The 25,697-nt window shown below is 48.3% G+C and carries 26 protein-coding genes; 6 read left to right on the forward strand and 20 right to left on the reverse strand.

Annotated elements, in window-relative coordinates:
- Positions 1-41: 41 nt before the first annotated feature.
- The 5 genes from KNP94_RS04710 to KNP94_RS04730 all read right to left on the reverse strand — a co-directional run bounded on the left by KNP94_RS04710 (position 42) and on the right by KNP94_RS04730 (position 4,273).
- A complete protein-coding gene (locus tag KNP94_RS04710) occupies positions 42-947 on the reverse strand; it encodes an aminoglycoside phosphotransferase family protein (RefSeq protein WP_215115350.1) in 906 nt (301 codons plus the stop codon).
- 77 nt (positions 948-1,024) lie between these two features.
- The gene (locus tag KNP94_RS04715; protein ID WP_088837202.1) at positions 1,025-1,591 is read right to left on the reverse strand and encodes a guanylate kinase; all 567 of its coding nucleotides are present in this window, start codon (positions 1,589-1,591) and stop codon (positions 1,025-1,027) included.
- Positions 1,581-2,057, reverse strand: coding sequence for a hypothetical protein (locus KNP94_RS04720; RefSeq protein WP_215115351.1), 477 nt, complete (start codon positions 2,055-2,057; stop codon positions 1,581-1,583). Before KNP94_RS04720 ends, KNP94_RS04715 begins: the two co-directional genes overlap by 11 nt.
- Before the next feature lie 12 nt (positions 2,058-2,069).
- Positions 2,070-2,795 (reverse strand): glycerophosphodiester phosphodiesterase, encoded by a 726-nt coding sequence (locus KNP94_RS04725; RefSeq protein WP_251132568.1) that lies wholly within the window; start codon positions 2,793-2,795, stop codon positions 2,070-2,072.
- Positions 2,795-4,273 carry a carboxypeptidase M32 gene (locus KNP94_RS04730; protein ID WP_215115353.1) on the reverse strand — a complete coding sequence of 493 codons (1,479 nt, stop codon included), beginning with the start codon at positions 4,271-4,273 and terminating at the stop codon, positions 2,795-2,797. Before KNP94_RS04730 ends, KNP94_RS04725 begins: the two co-directional genes overlap by 1 nt.
- A gap of 154 nt (positions 4,274-4,427) precedes the next feature.
- On the opposite strand from KNP94_RS04730, the gene KNP94_RS04735 reads away from it, so the two are divergent.
- Entirely contained in the window at positions 4,428-5,048 is a 621-nt protein-coding gene (locus tag KNP94_RS04735) for a serine/threonine protein kinase (protein WP_215115354.1), read from the forward strand.
- A 180-nt stretch (positions 5,049-5,228) separates the two neighbouring features.
- A complete protein-coding gene (locus KNP94_RS04740; protein WP_215115355.1) occupies positions 5,229-5,975 on the forward strand; it encodes an SAM-dependent methyltransferase in 747 nt (248 codons plus the stop codon).
- Positions 5,976-6,222: 247 nt separating this feature from the next.
- On the opposite strand, the gene KNP94_RS04745 is transcribed toward KNP94_RS04740, so the two are convergent.
- Positions 6,223-6,933 carry a tubby C-terminal domain-like protein gene (locus KNP94_RS04745; RefSeq protein ID WP_215115356.1) on the reverse strand — a complete coding sequence of 237 codons (711 nt, stop codon included), beginning with the start codon at positions 6,931-6,933 and terminating at the stop codon, positions 6,223-6,225.
- A gap of 127 nt (positions 6,934-7,060) precedes the next feature.
- Here KNP94_RS04745 and KNP94_RS04750 point away from each other — a divergent pair, with 127 nt between their 5' ends.
- Positions 7,061-7,813: an SDR family oxidoreductase gene (locus KNP94_RS04750; protein WP_215115357.1), complete on the forward strand. Its 753-nt coding sequence runs from the start codon at positions 7,061-7,063 to the stop codon at positions 7,811-7,813.
- Positions 7,814-7,910: 97 nt separating this feature from the next.
- On the opposite strand, the gene KNP94_RS04755 is transcribed toward KNP94_RS04750, so the two are convergent.
- From KNP94_RS04755 to KNP94_RS04780, 6 genes are all read right to left on the reverse strand, one after another.
- Entirely contained in the window at positions 7,911-8,237 is a 327-nt protein-coding gene (locus tag KNP94_RS04755; protein ID WP_157898485.1) for an SMI1/KNR4 family protein, read from the reverse strand.
- A gap of 135 nt (positions 8,238-8,372) precedes the next feature.
- Positions 8,373-9,137, reverse strand: a complete 765-nt coding sequence (locus KNP94_RS04760) for an ABC transporter permease (protein WP_214891874.1) — start codon at positions 9,135-9,137, stop codon at positions 8,373-8,375.
- Complete coding sequence (locus tag KNP94_RS04765) at positions 9,134-9,838, reverse strand: ABC transporter ATP-binding protein (RefSeq protein WP_214811938.1); 705 nt, start codon at positions 9,836-9,838, stop codon at positions 9,134-9,136. The genes KNP94_RS04760 and KNP94_RS04765 overlap by 4 nt, the downstream gene beginning before the upstream one ends.
- Before the next feature lie 119 nt (positions 9,839-9,957).
- Positions 9,958-10,431: a GNAT family N-acetyltransferase gene (locus KNP94_RS04770; protein WP_215115358.1), complete on the reverse strand. Its 474-nt coding sequence runs from the start codon at positions 10,429-10,431 to the stop codon at positions 9,958-9,960.
- Between the two features lie 130 nt (positions 10,432-10,561).
- Positions 10,562-10,957 carry an RDD family protein gene (locus KNP94_RS04775; RefSeq protein WP_215115359.1) on the reverse strand — a complete coding sequence of 132 codons (396 nt, stop codon included), beginning with the start codon at positions 10,955-10,957 and terminating at the stop codon, positions 10,562-10,564.
- Positions 10,958-11,328: 371 nt separating this feature from the next.
- The gene (locus KNP94_RS04780; protein WP_353048362.1) at positions 11,329-11,964 is read right to left on the reverse strand and encodes a hypothetical protein; all 636 of its coding nucleotides are present in this window, start codon (positions 11,962-11,964) and stop codon (positions 11,329-11,331) included.
- A 176-nt stretch (positions 11,965-12,140) separates the two neighbouring features.
- Between KNP94_RS04780 and KNP94_RS04785 the strand changes: the two genes are divergently transcribed.
- Positions 12,141-13,067 carry a zinc-dependent alcohol dehydrogenase gene (locus KNP94_RS04785; protein WP_215115360.1) on the forward strand — a complete coding sequence of 309 codons (927 nt, stop codon included), beginning with the start codon at positions 12,141-12,143 and terminating at the stop codon, positions 13,065-13,067.
- Here the strand turns inward: KNP94_RS04785 and KNP94_RS04790 are convergent.
- From KNP94_RS04790 to KNP94_RS04815, 6 genes are all read right to left on the reverse strand, one after another.
- Positions 13,038-13,661 carry a VOC family protein gene (locus tag KNP94_RS04790; RefSeq protein WP_215115361.1) on the reverse strand — a complete coding sequence of 208 codons (624 nt, stop codon included), beginning with the start codon at positions 13,659-13,661 and terminating at the stop codon, positions 13,038-13,040. The two genes, KNP94_RS04785 and KNP94_RS04790, sit on opposite strands and share 30 nt — an antisense overlap.
- Positions 13,624-14,412, reverse strand: a complete 789-nt coding sequence (locus KNP94_RS04795) for a DUF5694 domain-containing protein (RefSeq protein ID WP_215115362.1) — start codon at positions 14,410-14,412, stop codon at positions 13,624-13,626. Before KNP94_RS04795 ends, KNP94_RS04790 begins: the two co-directional genes overlap by 38 nt.
- Before the next feature lie 633 nt (positions 14,413-15,045).
- Positions 15,046-15,603 carry a YcxB family protein gene (locus KNP94_RS04800; RefSeq protein ID WP_215115363.1) on the reverse strand — a complete coding sequence of 186 codons (558 nt, stop codon included), beginning with the start codon at positions 15,601-15,603 and terminating at the stop codon, positions 15,046-15,048.
- A 114-nt stretch (positions 15,604-15,717) separates the two neighbouring features.
- The gene (locus KNP94_RS04805; protein WP_214771133.1) at positions 15,718-16,182 is read right to left on the reverse strand and encodes an SDR family NAD(P)-dependent oxidoreductase; all 465 of its coding nucleotides are present in this window, start codon (positions 16,180-16,182) and stop codon (positions 15,718-15,720) included.
- A 146-nt stretch (positions 16,183-16,328) separates the two neighbouring features.
- Complete coding sequence (locus tag KNP94_RS04810) at positions 16,329-17,696, reverse strand: phenylacetate--CoA ligase family protein (protein WP_214807387.1); 1,368 nt, start codon at positions 17,694-17,696, stop codon at positions 16,329-16,331.
- 237 nt (positions 17,697-17,933) lie between these two features.
- Complete coding sequence (locus KNP94_RS04815) at positions 17,934-18,314, reverse strand: hypothetical protein (RefSeq protein ID WP_088837221.1); 381 nt, start codon at positions 18,312-18,314, stop codon at positions 17,934-17,936.
- A gap of 185 nt (positions 18,315-18,499) precedes the next feature.
- Here KNP94_RS04815 and KNP94_RS04820 point away from each other — a divergent pair, with 185 nt between their 5' ends.
- Both KNP94_RS04820 and KNP94_RS04825 read left to right on the forward strand, forming a co-directional pair.
- On the forward strand, positions 18,500-19,948 hold the full coding sequence (locus KNP94_RS04820; RefSeq protein WP_214891883.1) for an NAD(P)H-binding protein: 1,449 nt from the start codon (positions 18,500-18,502) through the stop codon (positions 19,946-19,948).
- Between the two features lie 130 nt (positions 19,949-20,078).
- Positions 20,079-23,672, forward strand: a complete 3,594-nt coding sequence (locus tag KNP94_RS04825) for a dynamin family protein (protein WP_215115364.1) — start codon at positions 20,079-20,081, stop codon at positions 23,670-23,672.
- Positions 23,673-23,822: 150 nt separating this feature from the next.
- On the opposite strand, the gene corA is transcribed toward KNP94_RS04825, so the two are convergent.
- Both corA and KNP94_RS04835 read right to left on the reverse strand, forming a co-directional pair.
- Positions 23,823-24,779 carry a magnesium/cobalt transporter CorA gene (gene corA, locus KNP94_RS04830; protein WP_215115365.1) on the reverse strand — a complete coding sequence of 319 codons (957 nt, stop codon included), beginning with the start codon at positions 24,777-24,779 and terminating at the stop codon, positions 23,823-23,825.
- A gap of 110 nt (positions 24,780-24,889) precedes the next feature.
- Complete coding sequence (locus tag KNP94_RS04835; protein WP_214765048.1) at positions 24,890-25,438, reverse strand: hypothetical protein; 549 nt, start codon at positions 25,436-25,438, stop codon at positions 24,890-24,892.
- Positions 25,439-25,697: the final 259 nt, after the last annotated feature.

The raw sequence follows: 25,697 nt of genomic DNA on the forward strand, positions 1-25,697 counted from the left end.
TTTGTTTGGTTTAACTACTGTTGTCCTCACTATCACTCCGCTCAGCCCGTATACCATACCGGAATCCGTCGCGAGAAGTTGTCGTGCGCCGCAAGAATACGCGTCAGGCGATTGGTCATCTCAGCGACTTCCTCCGTATGATTCCGAACCGTCCAGACGAGGGCTGAGAACAGGGCCATCGCCATATAGACACCGTAGACATCCCAAAACACATCCGGGACTGGGCCGTCAAAATAGCCTCTGAGCTGCCCCCGTGCGAACGGAATGCTCTGCTCGACAGTAAACAACCCGAGCTTGACGAAATCATGCCACGGGTCACCATAATCCGCTTGATCAAAATCAATCACACCTACAAGTGATCCGTCCCGGACGATCAGGTTGCCTGGATGAAAGTCATCATGTTGAAATCGGTTCGGACGATTGGCGAGTCGCGGTATCTGTTGCTCGACCCATGCATTGATTTGTTCCGCCTGTTCAAACTCCACTCCGCTGCTCCTGTAGCCGGTGACGTACCGCTCATGTTTTGCTTGGCACCGCTCTGCCCAAGGTGCGACCGAAGCAGGTGCAACATATCCGTGGAGCGCTGCCAGTACCCGTCCCGCCTCGATACCTAGCTTGTACGCTGTCGCCTCGTCTGCCGTCGCGAGCTCCGTCCTTGCATCGTTTCCCCTAAAATACGGTCTGATGCTGTAAGCTGAATGTGCTGAGAGCCGTCCCACCTCAACAAAAGGCACGACCGGCAGTCCGTCTGCACTCATCGTTTGGACGTTTTCCGCCAACTCCCGTTGCCAAGCGAACCGTGTTCCATCCATGAGCTGTAACACGTACTCCCTTTGCCCGTTGATGACGTAGAATTTCGGGTAAGACGAATAACCAATCGTCAATGGCTCGATGCGTGTCGCACTCCTTAACCAGCCGATGTTTTGTTTGATCTCTTCCCGGTCCATCCTGTTTCCTCCCTTGCATGGCTAGTCCTGAGATTAGACAAAGTAAAAAGCAGGGAAGCCCGTGCCTCCCTGCTTTTTTACGATGATGGCTGTCCTGGGATATACTCCGAGATGATCCCGAGTAACTCCGCGTAGGCCTGTTCAAAATCAATGTTTTCAATCATATAGTCATAGTGGTCCCGGTCTTTCCAAGCTTCCGAGTAATCGATGAGCCGTGCCTCGAACTCCGGTGTATCCCCGCGCATCAACAGACGTTCTTTCATCAGATCAGGTGGAACGGACACGAAAATCGTGATGACACGGTCTTCGAACAATTCCTTGAATGCTGCCGCACCTTTCGGATCGATGTCTTTGATGACGATTCCGTTCGTCGTCAGGACGTCCTCATACGCTTGTCGGGGTGTTCCGTACCACGCCCGGTGGACATGGGCGTACTCGATGAACCCCGTCTCTTGAATCAATTGTTGGAACGTTTTCACGTCGACGAAATGATAACTTTCCCCGTCTTGTTCGGTCGGGCGTTTCGGTCGTGTCGTCACGGAGGGAATGAACCGGACATGTTCATACTCGTGTCGTAATCGTTTGATTAAGGACGACTTCCCGCTGCCCGATCCACCAATCAATAGAATGATTTTACCTGACATTGTCATCCTCCTTTTGTTGTTGCCTAGTCATGAAATACCCCGAAACACGCAGCGCGAATTGTTCGAGTTCGCTATCGTCGACGACCCCGTAAATCGAACGGATGACGACGAGATACCGATCGTATTCAATGATGCGCGCGACATCATTTCGGGTCATCTGGACACGTTGTTCCGGATAGCTTGCGACGTAGTACCAGTCGACGGCAATACGTTCCGGTGTCGGTGTCGCATAAATCCACGTCTCGCTTTTCAGGTCATGTTCAATCGTACTCTTTAAAGAAAAACGTTGTACGGTCTCTAATTCGGTTTTTGCGTCTTGAAGTCCTGCTTGGAAGTCATCCGGTCGTGTCGCTGACTGTGCAACTTGTTTCGGTTGCGGTTGTGGTATTTTTTGAAAACCAATCTCGAGACCGATGCCAAGCGCAATCAGTGAAGCTATGATTGTCAACACATACCCCTTCCGCATGACGCTTCCTCCTTAGTCGATCGACAGGCGCGCTTTGAATCCTTTTGGATCATTGACGATGACGGCATCAATGCCGATTGCCTCCATCCATCTGACATCCTCTGCCGATTTCGGAGTATAGACACGGACGGAAATTCCTGCTGCGTGAGCCAGTGCGACGTCTTCTGCCGTCACGCGACGATAATCCGGATGAATGCCCTTCGCCCCGAGCTGCTTCGCTTGTTGCTCCGGGTGAAACAAGGGATACGGATAGAGCAGTGCTGTCTCGAGCGACGGATCAAGCTGACGAATCGTATCAATCGAGTAATGATTGAAGGAACTGAAGATTAATCGATCTGGTGCAAGCTGATGGGCACGGCACCGTTCGACGACGTAGGCCTCGAGACCTTCATAACGGATCGTATCCGTCTTCAGTTCGATGTTGAGGACGATTTGCGTTGGCGCCACGAGCTCTAAGACTTCGTCAAGTGTCGGAATCATCGCACGCTGCGGTCCCGTATCTTTAAAGCGCGCTCCCGCATTCAATTGTTTGAGTTCTGCAAGCGTAAGATCAACGACGCGCCCTGTTCCGTCCGTCGTCCGGTCGACCGTTTCGTCATGAATGACGATTCCGACGCCGTCTTTTGAGAAATGGACATCGAATTCGATGCCATCGACGTCCGGTAAAGCTGCTTCGAACGCCTCGAGCGTATTTTCCGGAAACGCGTCACTTGCGCCGCGGTGGGCAAACCATTGCATCACAGCGTTTCGACGACGCGTGTATATTTCTTCGTCAAGTAATCAATCAACGGCTGGACCGTAATCGATTGTCCGGTCGCTGCTTCAATCAATTCGGCCGGCGTCTTCGCTTTTCCGTGTTGATGGATATTTTCCTTTAACCAATTTTTGATCGGTGTAAACGAACCGCTTGCAATCAGTTCGTCGATGTCTTTAACATCCCGACGCATCGCTTCGTTCAACTGGGCACTGTAGACGAGTCCGAGCGCATAGCTCGGGAAGTAACCGAACGAACCACCTGACCAGTGAACGTCTTGTAAGACACCTTGTGCGTTCGATGGGACATCGACTCCAAGGTATTCTTTGTAGAGGCGGTTCCATTCCTCTGGCAGTGCCTTGACTTCGAGTTCACCTGTGATGAGACGTTTTTCAAGTTCGTAGCGGATGATGATATGCATCGCGTATGTCAGTTCGTCCGCCTCGATCCGGATCAACGATGGTTTGACTTCATTAACGGCAGCATAAAATGTTTCGAATGGAACGTCCGTCAATGAAGGAATCGCAGCTTGCAACCCTGTATAACGTGCTTCGAGGAAACCACGGTTGCGTCCGATGAAGTTCTCAAAGAATAACGATTGTGATTCATGAATCCCCATCGACGCCCCTTCACCAAGACCAAGCGAGTCGAGTTCCGGATCGATACCCTGTTCGTACGTCGCGTGACCGGCTTCGTGCATCGTCCCGAAAACAGAGTTCCGGTAATCCGCTTCATCATATTTCGTCGTGACACGGGCATCTTTGCGGTTGATTGTCGTTTGGAACGGGTGGACCGTCTCGTCCAAGCGACCGGCTGTAAAATCATAACCGATATCATGCAACCACTCGTGATTGAGTTTGATTTGTGTCTCCCGGTCTGCTGACCAATCGAGTTTCGGGAATGTTTTTCCATCAAGATCGGCGAGCAACGTGATGATTGCTTGACGGAGCTCCGCGAACAATGGATCGAGCTGAGCGACCGTCATTCCTGGCTCATAGTCATGGAGCAATGCATCGTATGGGTGATTGTCGTATCCCCAGTACTCGACGAATTTCCGCTCTGTCGCGACGATTTTTTCTAAGAATGGTTCGAATATCGCCCAGTCATTGGCATCCTTCGCTTTTTCCCAAACACTTTCCGCTTCCGAAATCAATGTCACAAAGGCTTGATATTCCGCTTCCGGAATTTTTGAGTCCCGGTCAAATGCCTGTTTCGCCTTTTCGTACGAAATCGCATCGAGTCCCGTCAACGATTCTTGCCCCATCGCTTCTAACAGCGACTGATACTGTGTGCCTGTCCGGCGACGGAAACTTTCCGTCGATAAGAAACCGAGTGATTTCGAACGGTTCGCTGCCGATTGTTCCGGCATGTATGTCCGCATGTCCCAGTAGAGTAAAGCGACTGCTTCCTCATAGGCACCGAGTGCGTCAAAGTGGTCGCGCCATTGTTGTAATGTATTCATTCTAAAATCCCCCTTGAAGTATGTAGTGGTATACGTTTTTTAGCATATCACAAAATGTTCAAAACATTCATACAGGAATACCCTTCGAAACCTTTGTGGTCATTTGAACGTATAAATTGTATAATCAAGCTATCAAAGAAAGGATGGGGCATACGTGAAAACAGATCAAGAACTGGCGTCTGCTATCGACATCGGATCGGACGGACAAACGTATACGATTATTAATCAACCAAACGAATTAGAATGGATCGGCACAGGACGGAGTGCGTTCGTCTTTCGGATTCAAGGAACGGACCGCGTCATCAAAAAGTTTTTCCCGAGCCATCGTCATCTCGCTGCACTCGAAGGGTCGATTTATGAACAGTTGGCCCCCTTTCCGACGTACGCCAAACAATACGCCTACGGGACGGATTATCTCGTCATCGAATACATCGAAGGACAGACGTTGTTCGACTGTCTCGTCAGCGGGACAATGATTTCACGTGACGTCATCCGTGTTGTCGATTACGCCTTGGCGGAAGCACGATCGGTCGGCTTGAATCCGTCCGACATCCATTTGCGCAACATCATGCTGACGAACGACGGGACAAGGATCATCGATGTCGCACGGTTCCGTCAGACAGCACCGTGTTCGCAGTGGGACGACTTAAAACGGGCATACGATTACTTTTATAGCAAATCGTATTTTCCGAAAAAGCTGCCCGAGTCCTTTTTGAATACGGTGGCGGATATTTATAAGCGGCGGATGTTCGAGTCACACCGTAATACCGGGTGACGCAGATAGATGAAGCGGTAACGTATCTTATTAACGATGAGATACGGTAGCGTTTTTCCTGATTCACTTCATAACTCGACTACTGAAACAGGAAAATCCATCCGTTTTCGTTATACATTTTTTGGTATAATTAAGATAGATGAAAAGCAATTCATACCCTGTTTGAAAGTAGGTCGACAGATGAAAGAAATGATTCAAACGCACGATGATTTACTTGACATGCTTGACGATTTACTGCGTGAACCGACAGCATTCTGGAACGGCTTTTACGCCGACCGGGACAGACGGATTCCTTTTTTCGTCAATAAACCGGACGAAAATCTCGTCCAGTATTTTGAGCGCGGCCTCTTCGCGCCGGGTCACGTTTTGGAACTCGGTTGCGGGCCGGGACGCAACGCGCTGTATTTTGCAAGGCAGGGATGTACCGTGACCGCCGTCGATTTGTCGCGCGAGTCGCTTGACTGGGCACGCGAACGGGCGCAGGAGGAGCAGCTCGACGTCGACTTCATCGAACGGAACATCTTTGATTTCCCCCTTGTTAAAGAGGCGTATGACATCGTATACGATTCCGGTTGCTTCCATCATATCGCCCCACACCGCCGACGCGATTATCTTACGCTCGTCACCGATTCCTTAAAGGATGGCGGACATTTCGCCCTGACTTGTTTTATCGAAGGCGGTGAGCTCGGCGGATCCGACATCTCCGACTGGGAAGTGTACCGGACACGCAGCTTAAACGGTGGCTTAGGATTCACGGAAGAGAAGTTACGGTTGGTTTTCGCTGACTTCGACGTGATTGAAATCAGACCGATGCTGATGATGCCGGCGTCCGCGACGACTTTCGGTCGTACTGGACTGTGGACGGCAGTGTTTCAAAAAAAGCACGATAATGGACCTCTGCTATATAAAAAAAACGTAGCAACGTGAGCCCTGATGTGCACCTGACAAAAAACCATGGAGGACGACCTCCATGGTTTTTTGTCACTTTGCTTTTTTTCCGCTCACGCGTTTCGGTTTAGCGAATAATCCGAAATACAGTCCGACCAATACGCTGACGATGATCCAGCCATCTGTTTTATCCATCTTGGCGCCTCCCGTCTTTCACTGAAGTGTTCCTAAATCATACACCAATGAATGATCATGTGCTTCATGAACACTTTTTTTGTGCCTTTACTTACGATTGAAAATGATAATGGAACAATACGAGCACCGACAAGATCAGGGACCGATTTTGCTGTTCCTTGACTTGAAACGTTACGTCGGACCGCAAGTTTGCTTTACTCGTCGCAATCACCTCAGCCCCCCGCCGCACTTCTATTTTCGAAGATAACGTCGAGGACGTGACTTCGTACTCGACGTCTTGATAGGACAGGAGCATGACTTCTTTAAACGTACTCATCCGTTTCAGTGACGCGTCGGTCCGGACCGTTCCGACGACTTCACCGTTTTCGTAGACGAGCCACTTTTGATTCCGCGCTAGGAGAGAACTCCGTTGTTCGACGTAAGAAACAGTACGGTCCGAAAAACTGAAGTTCAGATTCAAAAACCACCCCCGCAGTTTTGCCGAGAGCTGAACGAATAAAAACTGCCATCCTTTTTGATAGCTCCGTCGATAGGACCCGATTTGCTGTGCACCTTCCAGCACGTATTTCGGTCGCCGTGTCGTCCGTTCGACGCACCGTGTCGTTAACGTGTTCGCACGTCCCCCGTACCGCATGTCGCGTCTGATTTGCCAGTTGTCGAGAAGACCGAACACGAGTGATGCGAACAACAACAACGAAATCAAACCAAATTCCAGCCAACTGAACATGCCGGTTAAGAGGAAGCGGATGACCATCCCAATCGTGAATAACCCATACAATAACAGCATTTCACCCATCGTCATTCTTACCTCCTTTTAATACCCGCTCGTTAATCCTGGTTTTAGTGTACACTAGCACGATTACGTTAGTAAGGATTATCTAAATGAGTTAAAATATGTTAATACGTGAAATTCGAGGAGGAGATGCAGCATGATTGAACAACGACAAATCGCACTCGTGACCGGTGCCAGTCACGAACGGGATATCGGGGCAGCGATCTGTCGGACGCTTGCAGCACGAGGCATCGAGATTTTTTTCACCGCCTGGCAAGCGGAAGCCGACTGGATCCCATCATTTGAAGCGGAGTTAGCAACATTCGGTGTCCGGGCAAGAGGATTCCGGATTGACTTAGCCAATCCGACGGCGGCGGCAACTGTCCATCGAACCGTCGTTGAGACGCTCGGCCAACCGTCGATTTTAATCAACAACGCCGCTCACTCGACGCAGACCGACTATTTGTCGCTCGACGCCGCAGCGCTCGACACTCATTATGCAGTCAATATCCGCTCGACGTTACTATTATCGGTCGAGTTCGCCCGCCAGCTGCAAGCGTCACCGTTACTTTCAGGACGGATCATCAATATGACATCCGGCCAGGAACGCGGACCGATGCCGGGTGAACTTGCTTATGTCGCGACGAAAGGTGCGATTTCTGCTTTTACGCAGACGTTCGCGCAGGAAGTTGCACCGTTCGGCGTGACGGTCAACGCCGTCAACCCCGGTCCGACCGACTCGACTTGGATGACGGATGAGATCCGCTCCGCCCTGCTACCGAAATTTCCCTTTGGCCGCATCGGGGCACCAAACGACGTCGCCCGCCTGATTTCATTTCTCGTCAGTGACGAAGGTGCCTGGATCACCGGGCAAATTCTGCATTCGGAAGGTGGCTTCATCCGTCAATAATCGAGCCATTTCTCTTCAAGAGAACGAAAAAGGTCACGAGACAATCCGATTGTCCCGTGACCTTTTTACTTTATTTGCGTTTCATTCAAATCAGACGTCATCCTTGCAAAAATTGAGTCAAGGACGGAGCGACGACTTCTTCGCGTTCCAGTGTTTCATGACCGACGACCATCACTTCACTCGTTACGAGATCCACACATAACAGGTCCCCATCCATGTCTTCGTATCCGATGATGTACCATGATTTTAATCGATCCGCTTGATGGTGTTCGACTTCAATGATACTCCGAAAAATCGCTTGTGATTCCTCAAACAGATCAACCGGATGAACACATGCATAACGTGGCAATCCATCGACATCTGTCAATCGTATTTCTTCTTCCTCAACCGGTAACATCGCCATTACTTGTTCAATCGTCATCACTTCTTCTTCACATCCCTTTTAGGAGCACGTCGCTGTTTCATCTTCAGTTCGATGCTTCTTTATGTTAGTAAACAAAAACAGACTTCGGAAACTCCCGAAATCTGTTAGCGTCATTACGTATTTTTCTAGGGTAGCTTAGTCGTTTCGATTGGTCAACCCAAGGAACTGGGCTTTTTGATTAAACAGTTTCCGGTAGGACAGGTAGCCGACCATGACGGAAGACACGGCAGCATTCGTCAAAATCAGGAACAGGATTAATAACTGGTACATGACAGCTTCCATCGGATCGGCCCCACCGATGATCAAACCGCTCATCATGCCGGGAAGCTGGACGAGTCCCATCGTTTTCTGGGCCTCGATCGTCGGAATCATACTCGTCCGGATAGCGCTTTTCAAACTTCGGTCAATCGCTGTTTTCGGAGTACCTCCGAGCGCTAAAATCAGCTCAATGACCTCATCGCCCCGCTCGACCTCATCCTTGAACTTATTCAGGAACAGGAGCGACAAAATCATACAGTTGCCGATCACCATCCCGCTGATCGGAATGACTTCCTGCGCTTCGAACGGAATGATTTGAAGACCGAGCATGATGCCCATCGTCAAGACTTCGACACTGACTAACGTCAGTAAAATAATGCCCGTAATCCCGGGAATTCCGTCACCTTTTTTGATGATGTTGAGCGTTGCCGCGACAATCATCAACAGAATCATCAACCCGATGTAAATTTTACTGTCACTTTCGAAAACGAACGTCAAGATATAACCGACAATCAGCAACTGGACGATCGACCGGACCGTCGCTATCAAAATGTCGTTGCCAAGTCCAAGCTTTAACGTATATGTCAGCACTAACGGAATCAAGATGAAGACTAAGGCGGAAGCGAGTTGCACGTAACTCATTGGTCGACCCCCTTGACGAACGCTTCGATGGCGGGATTATCCGAGCCCTCAATCAATTCAATCGTTCCCTGTTCAATCAATTGCCCGTCTTTTAAGAACCACATGTCATCACTGACACGGCGCGCCTGTTCGAGATCATGCGTAATCCAGATCACCGTCACGTTGAATTCCCGTTGAACCTTTTGGACGAGCGCCTCGATTTCCTTGACCATCCGGTAATCGAGACTGGCCGTGATCTCGTCGAGCAGCAGGATATCCGGTCGGTTGACGAGTGTCCGCGCGATCGCGATGCGGCTTTTTTCGCCACCCGACAGTTCCTTGACGTTTTGTGTCAACGGGACCTCTTTCAAGTCGACCCGCTCCAACAGTCGTTTTGCCTCTTCCTGTTCCAATGTCTGATTGAAGATCGCTTTCGGAAGATTCAAATTGTCGTAAACAGTCCCCGCAATCATCGGGGCACTTTGAAAGGCCATGCCAATCTTTTTTCGAAGCTCCATCATATCGATGTCTTTTAAATCGGTCCCCTTAAAATAAATCGTCCCGGCGTCCGGGGAAAGTAATCCGTTGATTTGTTTCAGACACGTCGTTTTCCCGGCACCGCTCGGTCCGACGAGCGTCGTGATTTTTCCTTCCCGAAACGTCCCGGAGATCCCTTTGAGTATCGATTTGTACTGGACATCCTTAAATTCAATGACTGCCACACCACTCCACCTCACCTTTTTGGTCGTTTTTTCTAGTGTAGCAGGGACGGTTGCCGCGCGGACAGCGAGAAGGTTCGACAGATGCCCAAGGCTTAGCGAAAGTTAACGAATCGTTGATATCACGTCAGACGATAGACCCAAATTTCTTCGCCGTTCGTTTCATCGATCCGTTTGATATCAGTAAAGCCCGCTTGCCCGTAAAAATACTTGGCATGCGTATTTTCTGTGTGTAAGCTCAACACGATTTCATCGACTTCGAAATGGTCTTCGATGAAACCGATTGCTCGTTTTAAAAACTGCGTTCCTAGCCCTTGTCCTTGATACTGCTGACCGATCATGAACCGGTCAAGCCAGATGTACTTGTCCGTCCGGTTTTCCGCACCAATCATCATGAACCCGACCGGCTGCCTGTTTTCGCATAAGGCATAACAACGCCAGTCGTGGTCGTGGTCGTGGTCGTGATCGTTCATCGCTTCCTGAATCGACTGCGCGTTCGTTTCGATATATGCGCGCTGCGCGGCTGCGACTTTTAATCCGAGAACCGCGGCCAGATTCGCGTCATTAATGTCTTCGATCGTCATGAAAGGATTCATTGGCCATTCACCTCCTCTGCGTTCTTGTAAGATCTACAGCCTGCTCAAGACACGAACAAATCCCGCATCGCTTCAACAGACTAAGCGCGATACGGGTTATAGCGTGCATGGATCAATGAAACAAGCGATTTTACCGTCCTTCACGAATGACACGTGTTTTCGCAAACTCATCTTCCGGTAAAACGGAGGCATCCTCCAGATAACGCTGACGGTCCTTAAAGAATTTCCCTGCTGTGAATACTTCACGGTAAGCAATCCGTTTAAGGATTTGTGTCGTTTTCAACGGTTGGTTGTCTTGACTGACGACACGGAGTCCCATGACACGACTGCCGACCGTTCGGCCATCCGTCAAGCGTAATTGAACCGTTTCCATGACGACATCGACGACCGACTGGGTGACGATGCCACGGATGACGGGACGTTTGACCCGTTTGAGAACTGTTTCTTCAAGGACATTTACAATGACAGCGTTCACCATCAAGTTAACGACAGCCGCTCCGACTCTTCGTTTTGTGAGAGATTCCATTTAAATCATCCTTTCTCGATTTGAATTAAAAAAATGCCACTTCTCTTTCTGAAGAAAGAAGTGGCGTCATGCAAAACGATGAAACGTCCTGTCTGCCCAGCCATGCGGTGATTTCAGAGGCAACGAACATCCCCTCTCTTTTCCCGTTTTCTCATGGATTTAATCGAACGGTGACCGTTGATGTTTGAACAGTAATCTGTCTGAGTGTTGAAGCGTCAGCGTTGTCCTTTGATCGTTGAACATTCAGCTTTGACCGGACGGTCGCAAGGACCATCTTGGATGCTAATCGGTCAACCGATTAGAAGATGTCCGTTATCGCACGGACGACGCGTGTTCGGTTATGAAATCATCAGACAAACAGGATGGTAGGTTTAGATTAATATTTTCGTAAGTGTATTACTTTCAGATAGACTGAAATCGACTTCGGCATCAAATGCGTCGATTGACTCGTCTAACTGTTGAATGACTTGCCGAAGACCGGAGGGGTCAATCAATTTCGGTTCTAATCGTTGGATGAACAGACGACGCGTTTTTTCAATTTCTTCCGCGTCCCCTTTTTCACGCGCACCGTATGTCGCTTCGATATGATTTTCTGCACGCCGCTCGATCTCGATACGTTCCTGTTCAATCGTCTGCTCCACTTCATGCAGTTGTGTTTTGAGCGTTTGTAACAATTGGCGATCGTAATCAAGACCCGTATCGCGACGATCAATCGCTTCCGCGACCGTCATCTCGGTCCCGGCGATTCGGACACGCGTCACGGCATTCGATGCGGTAATCGCTGCTTTGATTTGATTTCGACGCTCAATCAATGCGCGAATCGACTGGAGATTTGCCGCCGCTTCCGTCGCGAACTGTTCGACGTTCGGAAAACCGACAGGCGGTTTGTCTCCCGTATGCAGTCCGATAAAGTGACCAAGCTGACCTTTTTTAATCCGTTTATCTAACATTTTCAATTCCACTAATCCACGATGGATCGACATCTCAATCTGCTCGATGTTCGCCACTTCCTTTTTAGATACTCGTGAGCTCCGCTCTACCTTTTCAGCATAGCAGAAAACACTTTAAAATCGGGCAATCGATGTTTCTTTCAACCTTACAAAATTGTCATATACTGATTTATCTTCATGTTATAATTCCATTATCAGGATATTCATATTAAGAAAACGGAGGAACTGAACGCATGCCACACAGACTGCAATTGACGGCCCCCCGGACGCTCCAGTGGGTCGAGCAACCCTTAGCGCCCTTGCAAGCAGATGAACTACTCATCCAGACATTACATGGAGCGATCAGCATCGGCGCGGAATTGCCGCAAGTCATGGCGACTGACCGGTCAGAGCTCGCCCCGACCTATCCGAAGGAAACGGGATACGAGAGTTACGGGGAAGTGCTGGCGATCGGAGAGGATGTCTCAAATATCCGTGTCGGCGACCGTGTCGTCGCTTTTTACGGTCATCACGACATCGCCATCGTCCGCGCAGCAAAAGTCATTCCCGTCCCGCGCGACCTGCCGCCGCAACTCGCCTTGTTGACGATTTTATCGTGTGACGCCGCAAAAGGCGTCCATAAACTTAATCCCCGTCCGTCGGATGCCGTCGTCGTGACCGGGCTCGGGACGATCGGATTATTGACCGTCTTTTACTTACGTCACTACTTCGGTCTCTCGCGCATTGACGCCGTCGACCCGGACGAGACACGCCACCAACTCGCAAAACAGCTCGGGGCAACCCGGACGGTTACGTCCGGAAACGACCTCGAGCTGAATACCTATGCCGCTGCCCTCGAATGTTCGGGACGGCAAACCGCGTTTGCGCATCTTCAGGAGGCACTCGCTCCAAACGGTCAGCTCTGTATTCTCTCTGACGGCAATTACGACGTCTTGTCGCTCTGCCCGAGCTTCTATGCAAAAGAGTTACGGATCGTCGGATCGAGTGACGGGCTCGATTACCGCGCCCATGCGGACTGGTTTTTGCCGGTCGCCCGAAAGACACCTGCCTTACTCAAGCTGTTTGAACAGTCGGTCGATTGGTCGGACTTGATTCCATGTTTCGAGGCTTTACAGGCAGGTGCAAAACCGTTAAAAGTGTTTGTCAGCTACGACCGGTGACCGTGTTTGTCTGACAGACACGCCGTTCGGATCGACGGCTTCCCTGTCTTCCCCCGTAAAAATGACTTGCTGTAAGACGGTATGATCACCAGGCACCGTCGTCACTTCATCGATTGCACGGCCGAACAACCGCTTCAACTCCTGTTCGAAGCCGACTTGCTTCGTTGAGAGCTCAAGCCGTTTCAGATGAGGACCGTCCGATAAAATCGCATCGTGATGCGTCTGCAGTTCAATCCGACAGGCGTACGGGGTCTGGATGAATGTCCGCCGTTCGTTCGCTTGGACTGTCCAGTCCATCTGTTGTGCACGTTCGAGAAGCAGCGTCCGTTGTTCGGGTGTCACGAGAAAACCGAGATGGTCGAAGCGGACGGCTTTCCCGTGACCGAACGTGACGTTGATGGCGCCGCGTTTCATCTCGATGATTCGAAAGCGGATCCCGTCGTCCCGGAAGTCATCCCATGTCAACGGCGGATCAAACGCGGTAAACGCGCCGTCGGTCTTTCCGATCCGTTGCGTGACCGCAAAGCCTAATTTTTCATAAAACTGCTCCGTCGCCTCAACGTTCGGCGTCCAAAGATGATAATGAAACAACATCGGCGTTACTCCCCTTCGCGATCAGTTCAGGGAACGTCATCACATCGACGCCCCCGCTGTCGTCTAAAAATTGTTTTAATAGCGGTAAATGGGCGGCACCGTACAGGACGAGAATCCGTTCCCCCGGTTCCGCCAAATCAAGAATCCGGTTCGCGATCAACAGATTGCGGTAGTACCAGTACTGGATGACCCACCTCGCCCCGACGTGCGTCGCCGGATCAAGCCGGGCGAGTTGCCGGTACGTCCGGTGACTTGCTTCGACCGCCTGTTTGTCATTTAGTTGTTCAAGAAATGAGAGGTAGGTCTGCCCGAGCAATGTCGCTTCGAGTGACTCGGATTTTTGTTGTTCGGCACGCATCAAGCGGTCAAACGCGACCGGGTCGAGCTGTTCGAGTTCCGCAAGATTCGGGACACCTTCCACCGTCTGATTCCAGTCCACCGCCTGCAGACCGGCCAGACCTGCCAAGCGCGCTACTCGAAACCCGAGTTGATGGCGTTCATTCGCCGTCAGCGTAAAGCTTTGCTTGAGGTAAGCGGCATAGTCGGCATTCAGTGCACCCGCCTGCTCAGGCAAAGTCTCTAGCGCGACTTCTGTCGGATCAAATGTTTGCAGGACCTCGGCGACCTGTTGAATTTCCCGCTGCCGTTCGTCTGAAAACACATCAAAGATGCGCGGACGAAACAAGTCCCCGTTGTCAGGACGGTCCAGATGAACGGTCCCGACGAGTAATACGGTTGCGCGTTGTGCCATCGATACCTCTCCCTTCTACTATTTCCATTTTACTGTAAACAGGAGGCTAATCCTAGTCGGTTTCTTTAAAATAGACCTCTCGCTGATTGTCAGAGGCGACTCGACCTGACTTCCCTCCAAGTAGAAGGAGAAGACGAACTGCGATGCAGAATCCATACACTTGCCGAAAGATTAAATCCGGTAGAAAAACTGAACCGATTCATGTCAGCTCAGTGAATTTAAAGGAATTAAAAAAGGAAGTACGTCAAAATTCAGTTAGTCTCAGGAGCTTATTGATATTTTTAAAGTTTTCAAAATGAATCCATCTTTTATGACTTGAATTTCATAAAGCCCCCCCGATTTTTTTATAGATTTTAGATTTGAAGTATTAGACTTTTTCTGATTTTATCACGCTTCGTATGCTTCGTACCCTTCGTCGTAAGCATTAGAAATATAAAGCTACCTCACAACAGTTAATCGCAATTTTCGTTATCACCCTTACAAAAAAACACCGGTTCTATAAGAACTTTGCCACCATACAACTTTCAATCTCACACATGAACTTGCAAGATTTCTTCTCTTTTTAAGATTGAATTACAATTGAACTATATTAGATTCTATATCCTTCTTGTTTGGAACAAATCTATCTCTTACTTATAGAGAAATATTTAAGTGATTTCGTATGAGCTGTTTGAACTCATTTTTCTCTGTCAAACTTAATACACGTATGTTCTTTGAGATAATTAATGCTTCAGATTTTTGATAATACAGATAAATATGATTTTCATCTTCATTTACTTTTTCAATCGATTCCCAAGCAAGTTTAAGTGTTCGATTCAATTTCCCATCGTCAGAATTCCAATCAATACCCGCTTCATGAAGATTCAACGTCACATTTCTCGGCCAACTACTATTTTTTTTCAAGAAGTACCTGCCTTGTCTCATAGCGATTGCCAGATACATTTTTTTCAAAAGAGGCCTCAGTAGAATAGCGAACAAAATCCCTACTGTTACAGCAATGGAGCAGAAAATTGCAAAGGGGATCGTTCTAGGTAAAAAATACAAGATCGATGTAAATCCATAGAAGAATGCTAAAATCTCCGTATAGATCAACAAAAATTTGCGTCTTTTTTTATGATACTTTGTGTTTTCAATCAGGTCTTTCTGTAAAGACATTAAATCCTCGAACGTTAATTGATACTTTATAATCAATTACATCGCTCCTTTCTACAGTCTGGAAGCTCTCGCTTGAACTTCTTCTAAAAAACCTGCTGAATATAAATTTTTCTAGTATTGATCCATACTCTAGTAAAGTAATTTTTTGAATTATAAATTCCAACTAACTCCCGTTTCCTTTTCCGAGACTTCCCATAGTCTTTTTGATACTTTCTTATCTAAGGCGTGATCTTTAATACCACAGTTGCCAACAGGACCTACCCAGTTGGCTCTTCCTGTAGGACCATAAAATCCACTCTCATCTAGATTGCCCTCTGTTGCACACATGAGTTCAGGGTATGCACCTTTTTCTGCTGATTGAACCATAGGTGACAATTTCATTAAACCAAATACGATTCTCAAACCTAAGCTGCCGCTTGTTGTTATTAATGACGTAGAAGACGAACCGGGATGACAGGCATATGCCTTAACATTGGTTTTACCTGCTTTTTTCAGGCGGTCTTGCAATTCATAGATACTCATAATTTGCGCCAGTTTACTTTGACTATACACATTATTTCCTTGATAACCCTTATCCCAATTCATGTCATCAAATTTGATAGTTTTAATCCCCACATCGTACCCCATACTCCCTACAGTCACTATTCGACCATTAGATTTTACACGAGGTCGTCATGAGCTTTTTTTGTTTTCTCCTAGGTGTTGCACTTAATATTACAATTCGTCACAAAAAAGACTAGCTCTGATTTCGGCTAGTCCAATCAATTGGCTCGTTCGTTCTCTGGAATCAATTGTTTAATCAACAACGTCTTCCCACTGATTTCTTTCGGAATTTCCGGGACCGCTTTTAAGAGGACATCCATTTGTCCACCGAACAAACGCTCTAACACGAAGTATAACTCCTTTTCATGCTCTTGTTTAAACCAACGTTCGTCCGGTACGTACAACATCACAACTTCATCCGCTTCTTCTTGGATGTACTGGACTCGTTCGATACAATTCGGGAACCGCCGCACGATTCCAGCGAGTTCCCCTTCAAAGATTCGATGCCCATTTTTCAACTGGATATAACTTCGTCCGCGTCCGTCAATCGATGCGATGATCGGACCACCATGCCCACATGGACACGTCTCGTGACTAAGCGTCATCCGGTCACCAATCCGGTAACGGACAAGGGGCGTACCATGTGTATCAAAACTCGTCACGAGAATTTGACCGTCTGCTTCGACTTCGATGATACCCATCTCATAATGGAGATGTTTTTTACCGTAGCGGCATTCGGCGACAATCGGTGCCCCTTCCGACGAGGCGTACTGATCAAAGATCGGTGCATGAAATACTTCCTCGATTAAAGCACGTTCGTCCCGTGTCAACATTTCAGCCGTCGGAAAAATCGCCTTCGGACGGAATGTACAGTCGACAGCATGTTTTTTGGCGTATCGTGCAACTTCAATCATTCCCGACGGTAAACCATCAATCGACACTGGATTAAATCGGTTCAATTGTTCGATGTAAGCGGGAATTGTCAACGGGTTAATATTCTTAATTGAAAAAAGCATTTGATTGATCGCCTTATTCATCCGCCAATAGACGGGTGACTTTTGTTGTTCTGCCGCTAATGTCTGTCCCGTAAAACTCGCCCGGCGCATTCCCTGTTCAATTCCATGCGTCCATTTGAAATAGTCGAGGTGCGCCATGCGGATTTGCATGTCCTCTCTCGTATAATGGACTTGGATCGATTTCCCGGTCGTCCCGCCCGTCTTTCCAAGAATCGGCGCATGAATCCGCGCATGGACGTCGGCATTCCTTGTCCGTAGCGTCTCCTTATCGAGCAAGGGAATTTGTTTTAACTCTGACAACTGCGCAAGCGGAAGCTCAATCCGCTTCTTATCGAACAACTCTTTGTAGTACGGGCTATAGGCCTGACAAAACAGTAAAAACTGATTCAGGCGGGATAATTGCTCCTGCTCGGGATCAATCGATTGCCGTTCTTTCCGCTTCAATTCTTCTAACCGATTACGGTAGGCGGACCCGTAACGTTCCTGGTACAAGACCCGTCCGTAAAGCGTCGTTAGGATATTCTGAATGAAAATCGGTGAATGGAAATAAATCGATTCTTTGAGTTGCATATGTTCACTCCCCTTCCTCATCATTCGACGCGCGACCTGTCAGCAGTCGCCACACCTTCCCTGTTACTTACATCTTATTTCCAGTCCTGCCGCTAGACAACCAAATCTTAAGGCATAAGCTTAGCTTTTATTTAGATGCTGTTTTACATTAATAACTTCAGTTCACAAATGTAAGTTAACGGTCCTTGAAATGACAAAAAAAGATAACCGAAGTCCATCTGACAACGGCTACCTTCTTTAGTGTACTTGCATGTTTTGATTTCCGAATGACCGGATTTGGATGGCTCCGAGGACGAGCTCTAACTCCGTTTCTTCTAACTGATCGATGATCTCCATGATCGTCAACGTCGTCCTGCCGTTATACAACTGAACGAGTAATTGACGTTCGACATCGACGGTTAAATCTTCGACAGGTTCCGCTAATAATTCTTGGTAAAAAAATTCACCCGTCTCCGGAAAAAAATAGTCACTGAACAATTGCATAAGTGCTAGATTACCCGTCGCTAAAAATAAGATTGATTGAAAAGAATACTTTTTACGGTTTCGTGCATTCAATCGCTTCAATATCATTTGGTAACGTGTATGATGACGTTCGTCCAAAAAACAGACAGCATTCATATCCGTCTCCCTCCCCTAAAAAATGATACTGTCCATCCCTCCAAAACAGTGCGCAAATCTTCTTTATTTGTTTTCCCTGTTTTAAAAAGATGAAGTATTTGTTTTTAACTATAACATTCGTTTGATTAAATCGCAGGTCGTTTGGGTAAATCTTTGTAGTAAGCAGTTAATGAGGAGGAATTGACATGACGCAACCACGTAAACGCCTGGCACTTGCCGGTGCGACAGGCTATATCGGACATAACCTACTAAATGAGTTGAAGAAAAAGTACGACGTCATTGCCTTGTCACGCAATGGTGACGATAAGGAAGATGAAGCGAATGTCGAATGGCGTTCGTGTGACCTTTTTTCGTTAGCGGATACGACAGCCGGATTAAAAGGAGCAGACATCGCCATCTACCTCGTCCATTCGATGATGCCGTCAGCAAAGTTGACGCAAGGCTCATTTGAAGACATGGACTTGATTTTAGCCGACAATTACGCACGCGCTGCAAAAGCAAACGGCATCCAGCAGATTGTTTACTTAAGTGGCATCATTCCGGACGAGACGGAAAATTTATCACGTCATCTTAAAAGTCGCCTTGAGGTCGAGCGCGTCCTCGGTGCATACGGTACACCGGTCACGACGATCCGCGCTGCGCTCATCGTCGGTCCGAAAGGGTCTTCGTTCCCGATTCTGTCAAAACTCGTCAAACGACTTCCCGTCATGCTACTCCCGCGCTGGACGCGTAACAAAACCCACCCCGTCGCGCTACCGGACGTCATTCATGCGCTCGGATCTAGCGTCGACCGCGAGGACCTCAAGGATCGTGCCATCGATATCGGCGGTCCGGAAGCGATGACGTACAAGGAAATGATTTTGAAGACGGCGGAAGTAATGGACAAAAAACAACCGACCTTCGACTTACCGTTGATGACCGTCAAATTGTCGCGGCTTTGGGTGACACTCATCTCTGGAGAACCGAAAGAAACCGTTTATCCGCTCGTCGAAAGTATGGTCCATGAGATGGTGGCGGATCCCGACAAGATGGTCGAGGGCATCAGTGACGGAAAAATTTCATTCGAGCAATCCGTACGGATGGCGATCGAAGAAGAAGAAGAGTCGAAATCAAAAAAATCAGGAAGCTCTTCATCGCACCAGAAATCACAAACGCTTGATGTCCGGTCCGTCCAACGTGTCCGTCTTCCAGACGACCGGAACGCGAACTGGGCTGCCGACAATTATGTCGATTGGTTATCGACGTTCGCGAAACCTTTTCTTACATCGAAGACAGCGGAAGAAACAGTCGTTCGGATTCATGTTCCGTTGCTTGACGCCCCGTTGCTTGAACTGACGAAAGAACCATTCGAAGACGATCAACAGGCAACGTACCGAATTACGGGCGGCTTGTTTGCTCAAGTTAAAGAAGATAGCAATGGACGCATCGAGTTCCGGCAAATCCCGGGTTCGCAAGAGTGTATCATCGCGATTCATGAATATGTTCCCGCATTACCATGGTTGCTCTATAAAACGACCCAGGCGAATGTCCATCTCATCGTCATGTATCTCTTTAAACTGCACCTGCTACGCTTGATGCAGACGACAGAAGAACAGCCCGACGAATCAGACATGATCGTTCCGGAACCGAACTGAATCAGCACTGTTTTTAGAGGCTTCTCACGATTCGTGAGCGCCTCTTTTTTCGTGTGCAACCGTAAGATGACGAAAGCAAAATAAACATGATACACTTACAATTGACTGTAAGAAAGGGGTTACAATTTGCATGCGCTCATTTGAAGAACGATTGACGAACCACCTGGAAGCGACGGCGCTTCTCGCGACACTGATTCAACCTTCACGCGATCAGCTCCGACTCGATAAATTAGATACATTTTCAAAGAAGTTATTACGACGCGACTATACGATTGCCTTCGCCGGTCATTTTTCTGCCGGTAAATCCAGTATGATCAATGCCTTGACGGGCGAATCCATTCTCCCGACGAGTCCCATTCCGACGAGTGCAAATATCGTCACGCTTCGTCAAGGCGAGACCGACGAAGCGATTGTTTCCTTCCATGATCGAAAAGCAGTCCGTCTAGCCTCGGAAGATGATTTGCAACACTTACGCCATTTCGGCCGTGACGGCACCGTCCAACAAATCGACATCACCCATGCGACATCCACTTTACCACCTGGTCTCGTCCTGATGGATACGCCAGGCGTCGACTCCGTTGATGACGCCCACCGGATTTCGACTGAATCGGCGTTACATGTCGCCGACTTAATCTTTTATGTCATGGACTATAACCATGTCCAATCTGAACTGAACTTCAGCGTCACAAAAGACTTGCTCGCTTCTGTTCCTGAACTCTATTTAATCGTCAATCAAATCGACAAACACCAAACATCCGAGCTGTCATTCGATGCCTTTAAACGATCCGTCGAAAAATCGTTTACTGAGCATGGTGTTCAGCCGAAAGGCATTTTCTTCACGAGCCTGCGTGAGCCGGAATTCGCGGGGAACGACTTTTCTGCCGTCAAGCGATTGGTCGACCAAAGCATTCGTGACGCCCAGCCGAAATTGATCGAATCCGCTCAAACGACGCTCGAGGTCTTACACCAGGAACACATCAACTATTTAGAAGACATGATTGAAGAAGCATCTGACGCGATGCGGGATACGGTCTCGGCGACCGAACGCGCAGAAGCGGAGCGTGTGTTTGACCGGCATGCACAAGTCAAACATCAATTGACCCTGTTTGCTCCTGAACAATGGAGCAGCCGTTTTTCGGCACACCGGGAAAGTTTACTTCGCAATGCGACGCTGATGCCGTTTGAATTGCGCGAAAAGATGAAAACGTTCCTCGAATCTCGGCAACCTGCATTCAAGGTCGGATTGTTCCGGAGCGCTAAAAAAACACAGGCGGCGCAACAAGTCATCGCTGACGATGTCCTGCGCGCTCTCCAGTCTGTCACTGCTTCTGAAATTGCGCTTCACCTTCGAAAACTTATGAAACAATCGCTAGCGGAAATTGATTTGCTGTCTGACGAGCACTCGTTACGAATCGATCAACTCCCACTTGATCCACCGTTAGCCGTCATTGAGGAAGCACTTCAAGACGGCATCACGATTACCGGGGAATCGGTCTTGCAATTCACGAATCGGGTCGTTGCATCGGTCAGTGCTTGGTACGTCAAGGAAACGAACCATTGGCGAGAAGCGGTCCGCCAGGAGTTGACGCATGAAAACATCCCTGCGAAAGCGACGCTTCAAGCTGAATTTGAAACGCTCGAACAAAAATGTGACGTGATGACAACGTTCAAGAATGCGGAACAGGTGTTAATAAGCTACCTCGAACGAGCGAACGAACCGACCACTGACGATATGACAGCGGCACGTGAGCAACTAGAACAGTGGCGTACGCAGCTTACGCAGGCGACGCTCGACATTGAGACGTTTACAGGGATCAATCCAGTCGTGACACAAGAGATGGAGACTACGCATGAAGAAACGCTTCAAGCTGTCCCATCCCGTTATACATTAGAAGAGATGCAGCAAATCCAGACCATTCTCTCCGGTGTTCGCGGGTTCGAGGACGCTACGAAGTATTTGCAACAAAAGCTTGCGCGCGTGACGACAAGCGACTTTACGATTGCCTTATTCGGTGCTTTCAGCGCCGGCAAATCTTCGTTTTGTAATGCTTTGCTCGGTCAGCGTGTCCTACCGGTCTCACCGAACCCGACGACGGCATCCATCAATCGGATTAAACCGGTCACGGCGACGCATGTCCACGGGACCGCAACGATCCGGTTTAAATCGGAGACTGACCTTCTCAACGACTTGAACGAAGCCCTGCAAACGTTTGACGCAACGATGCCGTCAGTCACTGCCGTCGTCACATGGTTGCGCGAACGGACGACAAGCGACTTGAAAGATGCCTCTTTCTTACGCGCGTTCCTAAAAGGATATCCGACGGTCGAACCTTTCATCGGTACAGAACAGACCGTCGATCAATCGGCATTCGAGGAGTATGTCGCGCAGGAACACCTCAGTTGTTTCGTCGATGTAATCGACCTGTATTTCGACAGCCCGTTGACACGTCTCGGAATCACGCTCGTCGATACACCGGGTGCCGATTCCATCAATGCCCGGCATACGGACGTCGCATTTGAATACATTAAAAATGCGGATGCGATCCTGTTCGTCACCTACTACAATCACGCCTTCGCCCGAGCCGATCGTGAATTTTTGATTCAACTCGGCCGGGTTAAGGATGCATTCGAGCTCGACAAAATGTTTTTCGTCGTCAATGCGATTGATCTCGCAACTTCGACAGCGGAACAGCAAGATGTCCTACACTATGTCGGCACGGAACTAAAACGGTTCGGCATCCGTGCACCACGTCTGTTCGGCGTCTCGAGCCTCAACGCCCTTGCCGAGAAACAACAAGGGATTGATGAACAATCCGGCATCGATTCGTTCGAACAAGCCTTCCATCACTTCTTGAACCATGATTTGAAAGGGCTCGCGCTTCAATCCTTGACGGAAGAGACGGACAAGACAATCCACCGCCTCAATCAATTGATTGATCAGACAGAACGGAACATCGCCAGAAAAGATGCCCGATTGACGGAACTCGATGCGCTCGAACAAGAAATCACGGCACACTTCTCGAACGGTCGGGTCGAACTCGTTCACCATGAGCTATTTGCTGAGATTCATGAATTGTTACATCACGTCAACCAACGCATCTATTACCGCTTCCCAGACTTTTTCAAGGAAGCCTATCATCCGGTCCGGTTTGCGAACGCGACGAAAGCAGTCGCTTTGCAACAAGCACTCATCGAATTACTCGGATTTTTGCGGTATGATTTTGAACAAGAATTACGTGTCACCCATTTCCGGATCGATAGCTGGATCCAACGTGCCATCGCAAAGCGTCTTGACGAAGAGGCGATGTATGCTGCGAAACTGAACCCGTCGTTCCAACTATCACCACTCGATCCGCCAACGCTACCTCCGATGACGTTCAGCGGTCCGTTCCAAGATGACACGAAATACCGTTCCGTCAAAAGCTACTTCCGGAACGCAAAGGCTTTCTTCGAACGGAACGAGAAGGAGCACTTAAAAGACGCGCTGGTCGCGTTGACGAAACCGGATGCCGTTAGTTATCTCGAAGGCGAAGAGTCGCGCCTTCGTCATCTAACGGAGCAACATCTCGACGAGGTCTTCGCGACACTCTATGCCGAATGGACAGAGACATTATTGAGCCAAATTGAGACGGAACGTTCGACTTTGACGGATGCGCATCCACTGGACTCATTCAAGGCTGCCCAAGCGAAACTGCATGACGTATTTGAGCAATCGGTTCACTAAAACAGTGGGCTGACGCTTTAAGATTTGTTCAGGTATCCGTCATGAATGAGAAGATTATACAATGGAAAACGCCGCTGTCCCCGTGTGTAAAACGGAAACATCGGCGTTTTTTTGTGTGACCGGTGGGAAAGGAACGACGATTTCCCACGCCTACTCTTCAAACCAGTGATTTCGGATAAAATAAACCGTCATCCCGATTGCGACGAGCGCCATCACGCCAAGCGTAATGAAGTAACCATAGCGGACCGTCAGCTCGGGCATATATTGAAAGTTCATCCCGTAGATGCCGGCGATGAACGTCAACGGCATGAAAATCGTCGTAAAGATCGTCAACGTCTTCATGATGTTATTCATGCGGTAGGAGTTCAAAGATATGAAGTTTTCCCGGAATTCCGACGTCATCGCCCGATTGTATTCAATCATGTCGTTTAACTTCAGCAAATGGTCGTAGATGTCACGGAAAAATGCTTGTTTGTTCGGATGAATCGCCAGTCGTTTCGATTCGATGACCCGGTACAGTAAATCCCGCATCGGTAAGACCGTCCGTGCGAGTTCAAGTAAGTCTGAGCGGATGTCAAAGATATCTTCCATGATTTGTTTGTCATTGCCTGCTTGTTCATATCGACTTTCGAGTGAAAAAATGCGGTCTTCCAGATTATGGACGATCGGGAAATACCCGTCGACGATTTTATCCATGATTTTATGGACAACTTCGACCGTTAGATGTTCTTCATGCCCTGTCAATTTTTGAAATGCCCGAAACACGAAGTCCACTTCCCGTGACGCCTGCTCATGATACGAAATGACGTATTGTTCACTCGCAAATAGATTGATTTCTTTCCCTTTTAACGAAGGTTCTTCAACCGCATGCAATACAAAAAAGCTGTAGCCGTCATAATATTCGAGTTTCGGTCGCTGTAAGTATTGAAAACAATCTTCTATTGCGAGCGGGTGGAAGGTAAACTCGGAAACGAGTAACTGTTTCTCCTGTTCTGTCGGTTGGTCGAAATCAACGAAATACCACTTAATGTCCGAACGGTCCAGTCGCTCGAGATTGCTATCGATAAAAACTTGATTGTCCTGTGTGACAATGAGAGAACGAATCACCAATGAACACCTTCCTTGCTATTTTCTCACTTTAGTATGGCAAAACCAATCTTAAATAGCCATCATCAAAAAAAGGACTTGCGCCAATTAGCAACACAGTCCTTGATCGTTCACCCGCGTTCAAAATAAAAGCCACTCCAATAGACTTGGCGATATGTGAATTCTTTCCCACTTTTCGTTGTCACGAGCATCTCATCTTCCGAAACGACAGCGATCTTGATCGGCGTTTCACCATGATCCGTCAAGTAATTGAGAATTTCAAGATGGCGGTTCAACCACATACGGCGCCGAAACCAACGAAAACGGCTAAATGCGGCGCTAAAGTGGAGAATCGACAATAACATGATGATCATTCCGAATGGAAGCGGGATTTGGAAGAGCGCGATGATATAAAGATCGGCGATGATGAGGAAAACAGACAGCCCCATCTCCGTCATCTCCATGAAGGAAGCTTTATACGTCGCGTAATATGTCATGACCCGAAACAAAACGATCACGGTCAAGTACGGTACGAAATAAAGTTGGAACACATTGTCGGAGCCACTATTCATGAACATCAATAAGGGTAAGAAGAAGAGCAACTTCCAGATCAGGATGGCGGAATAAAACAAAGTGTGGTCCGTGTAGCGTTTGCGTACGATGGTTTGACTAATGTTCATTGCCTTCCCCTCCTTCAAAAGTGACTGAGTGCTAAGCCATTGATGTCGGGACATGATGCCTATAAGGGTATCTTTCCTGATTGGACGGTTTCTAATCGTCTATTTTGCAATTATACGCGTCCGTATGTAAAGTATACGAAATATTCCGAAAAAAAGATTCGATTTCCCATCATTCCCCACACTTCAATGACACATTTGAATTTAGATTTGTCGCTTTGCCCTTTTTTCTTTAGACTAAAGAAAGACCGTCATTAGAAAA

Origin of the sequence: Exiguobacterium sp. s80 (assembly GCF_018618725.1) — a bacterium.
Lineage (GTDB): Bacteria > Bacillota > Bacilli > Exiguobacteriales > Exiguobacteriaceae > Exiguobacterium_A > Exiguobacterium_A oxidotolerans.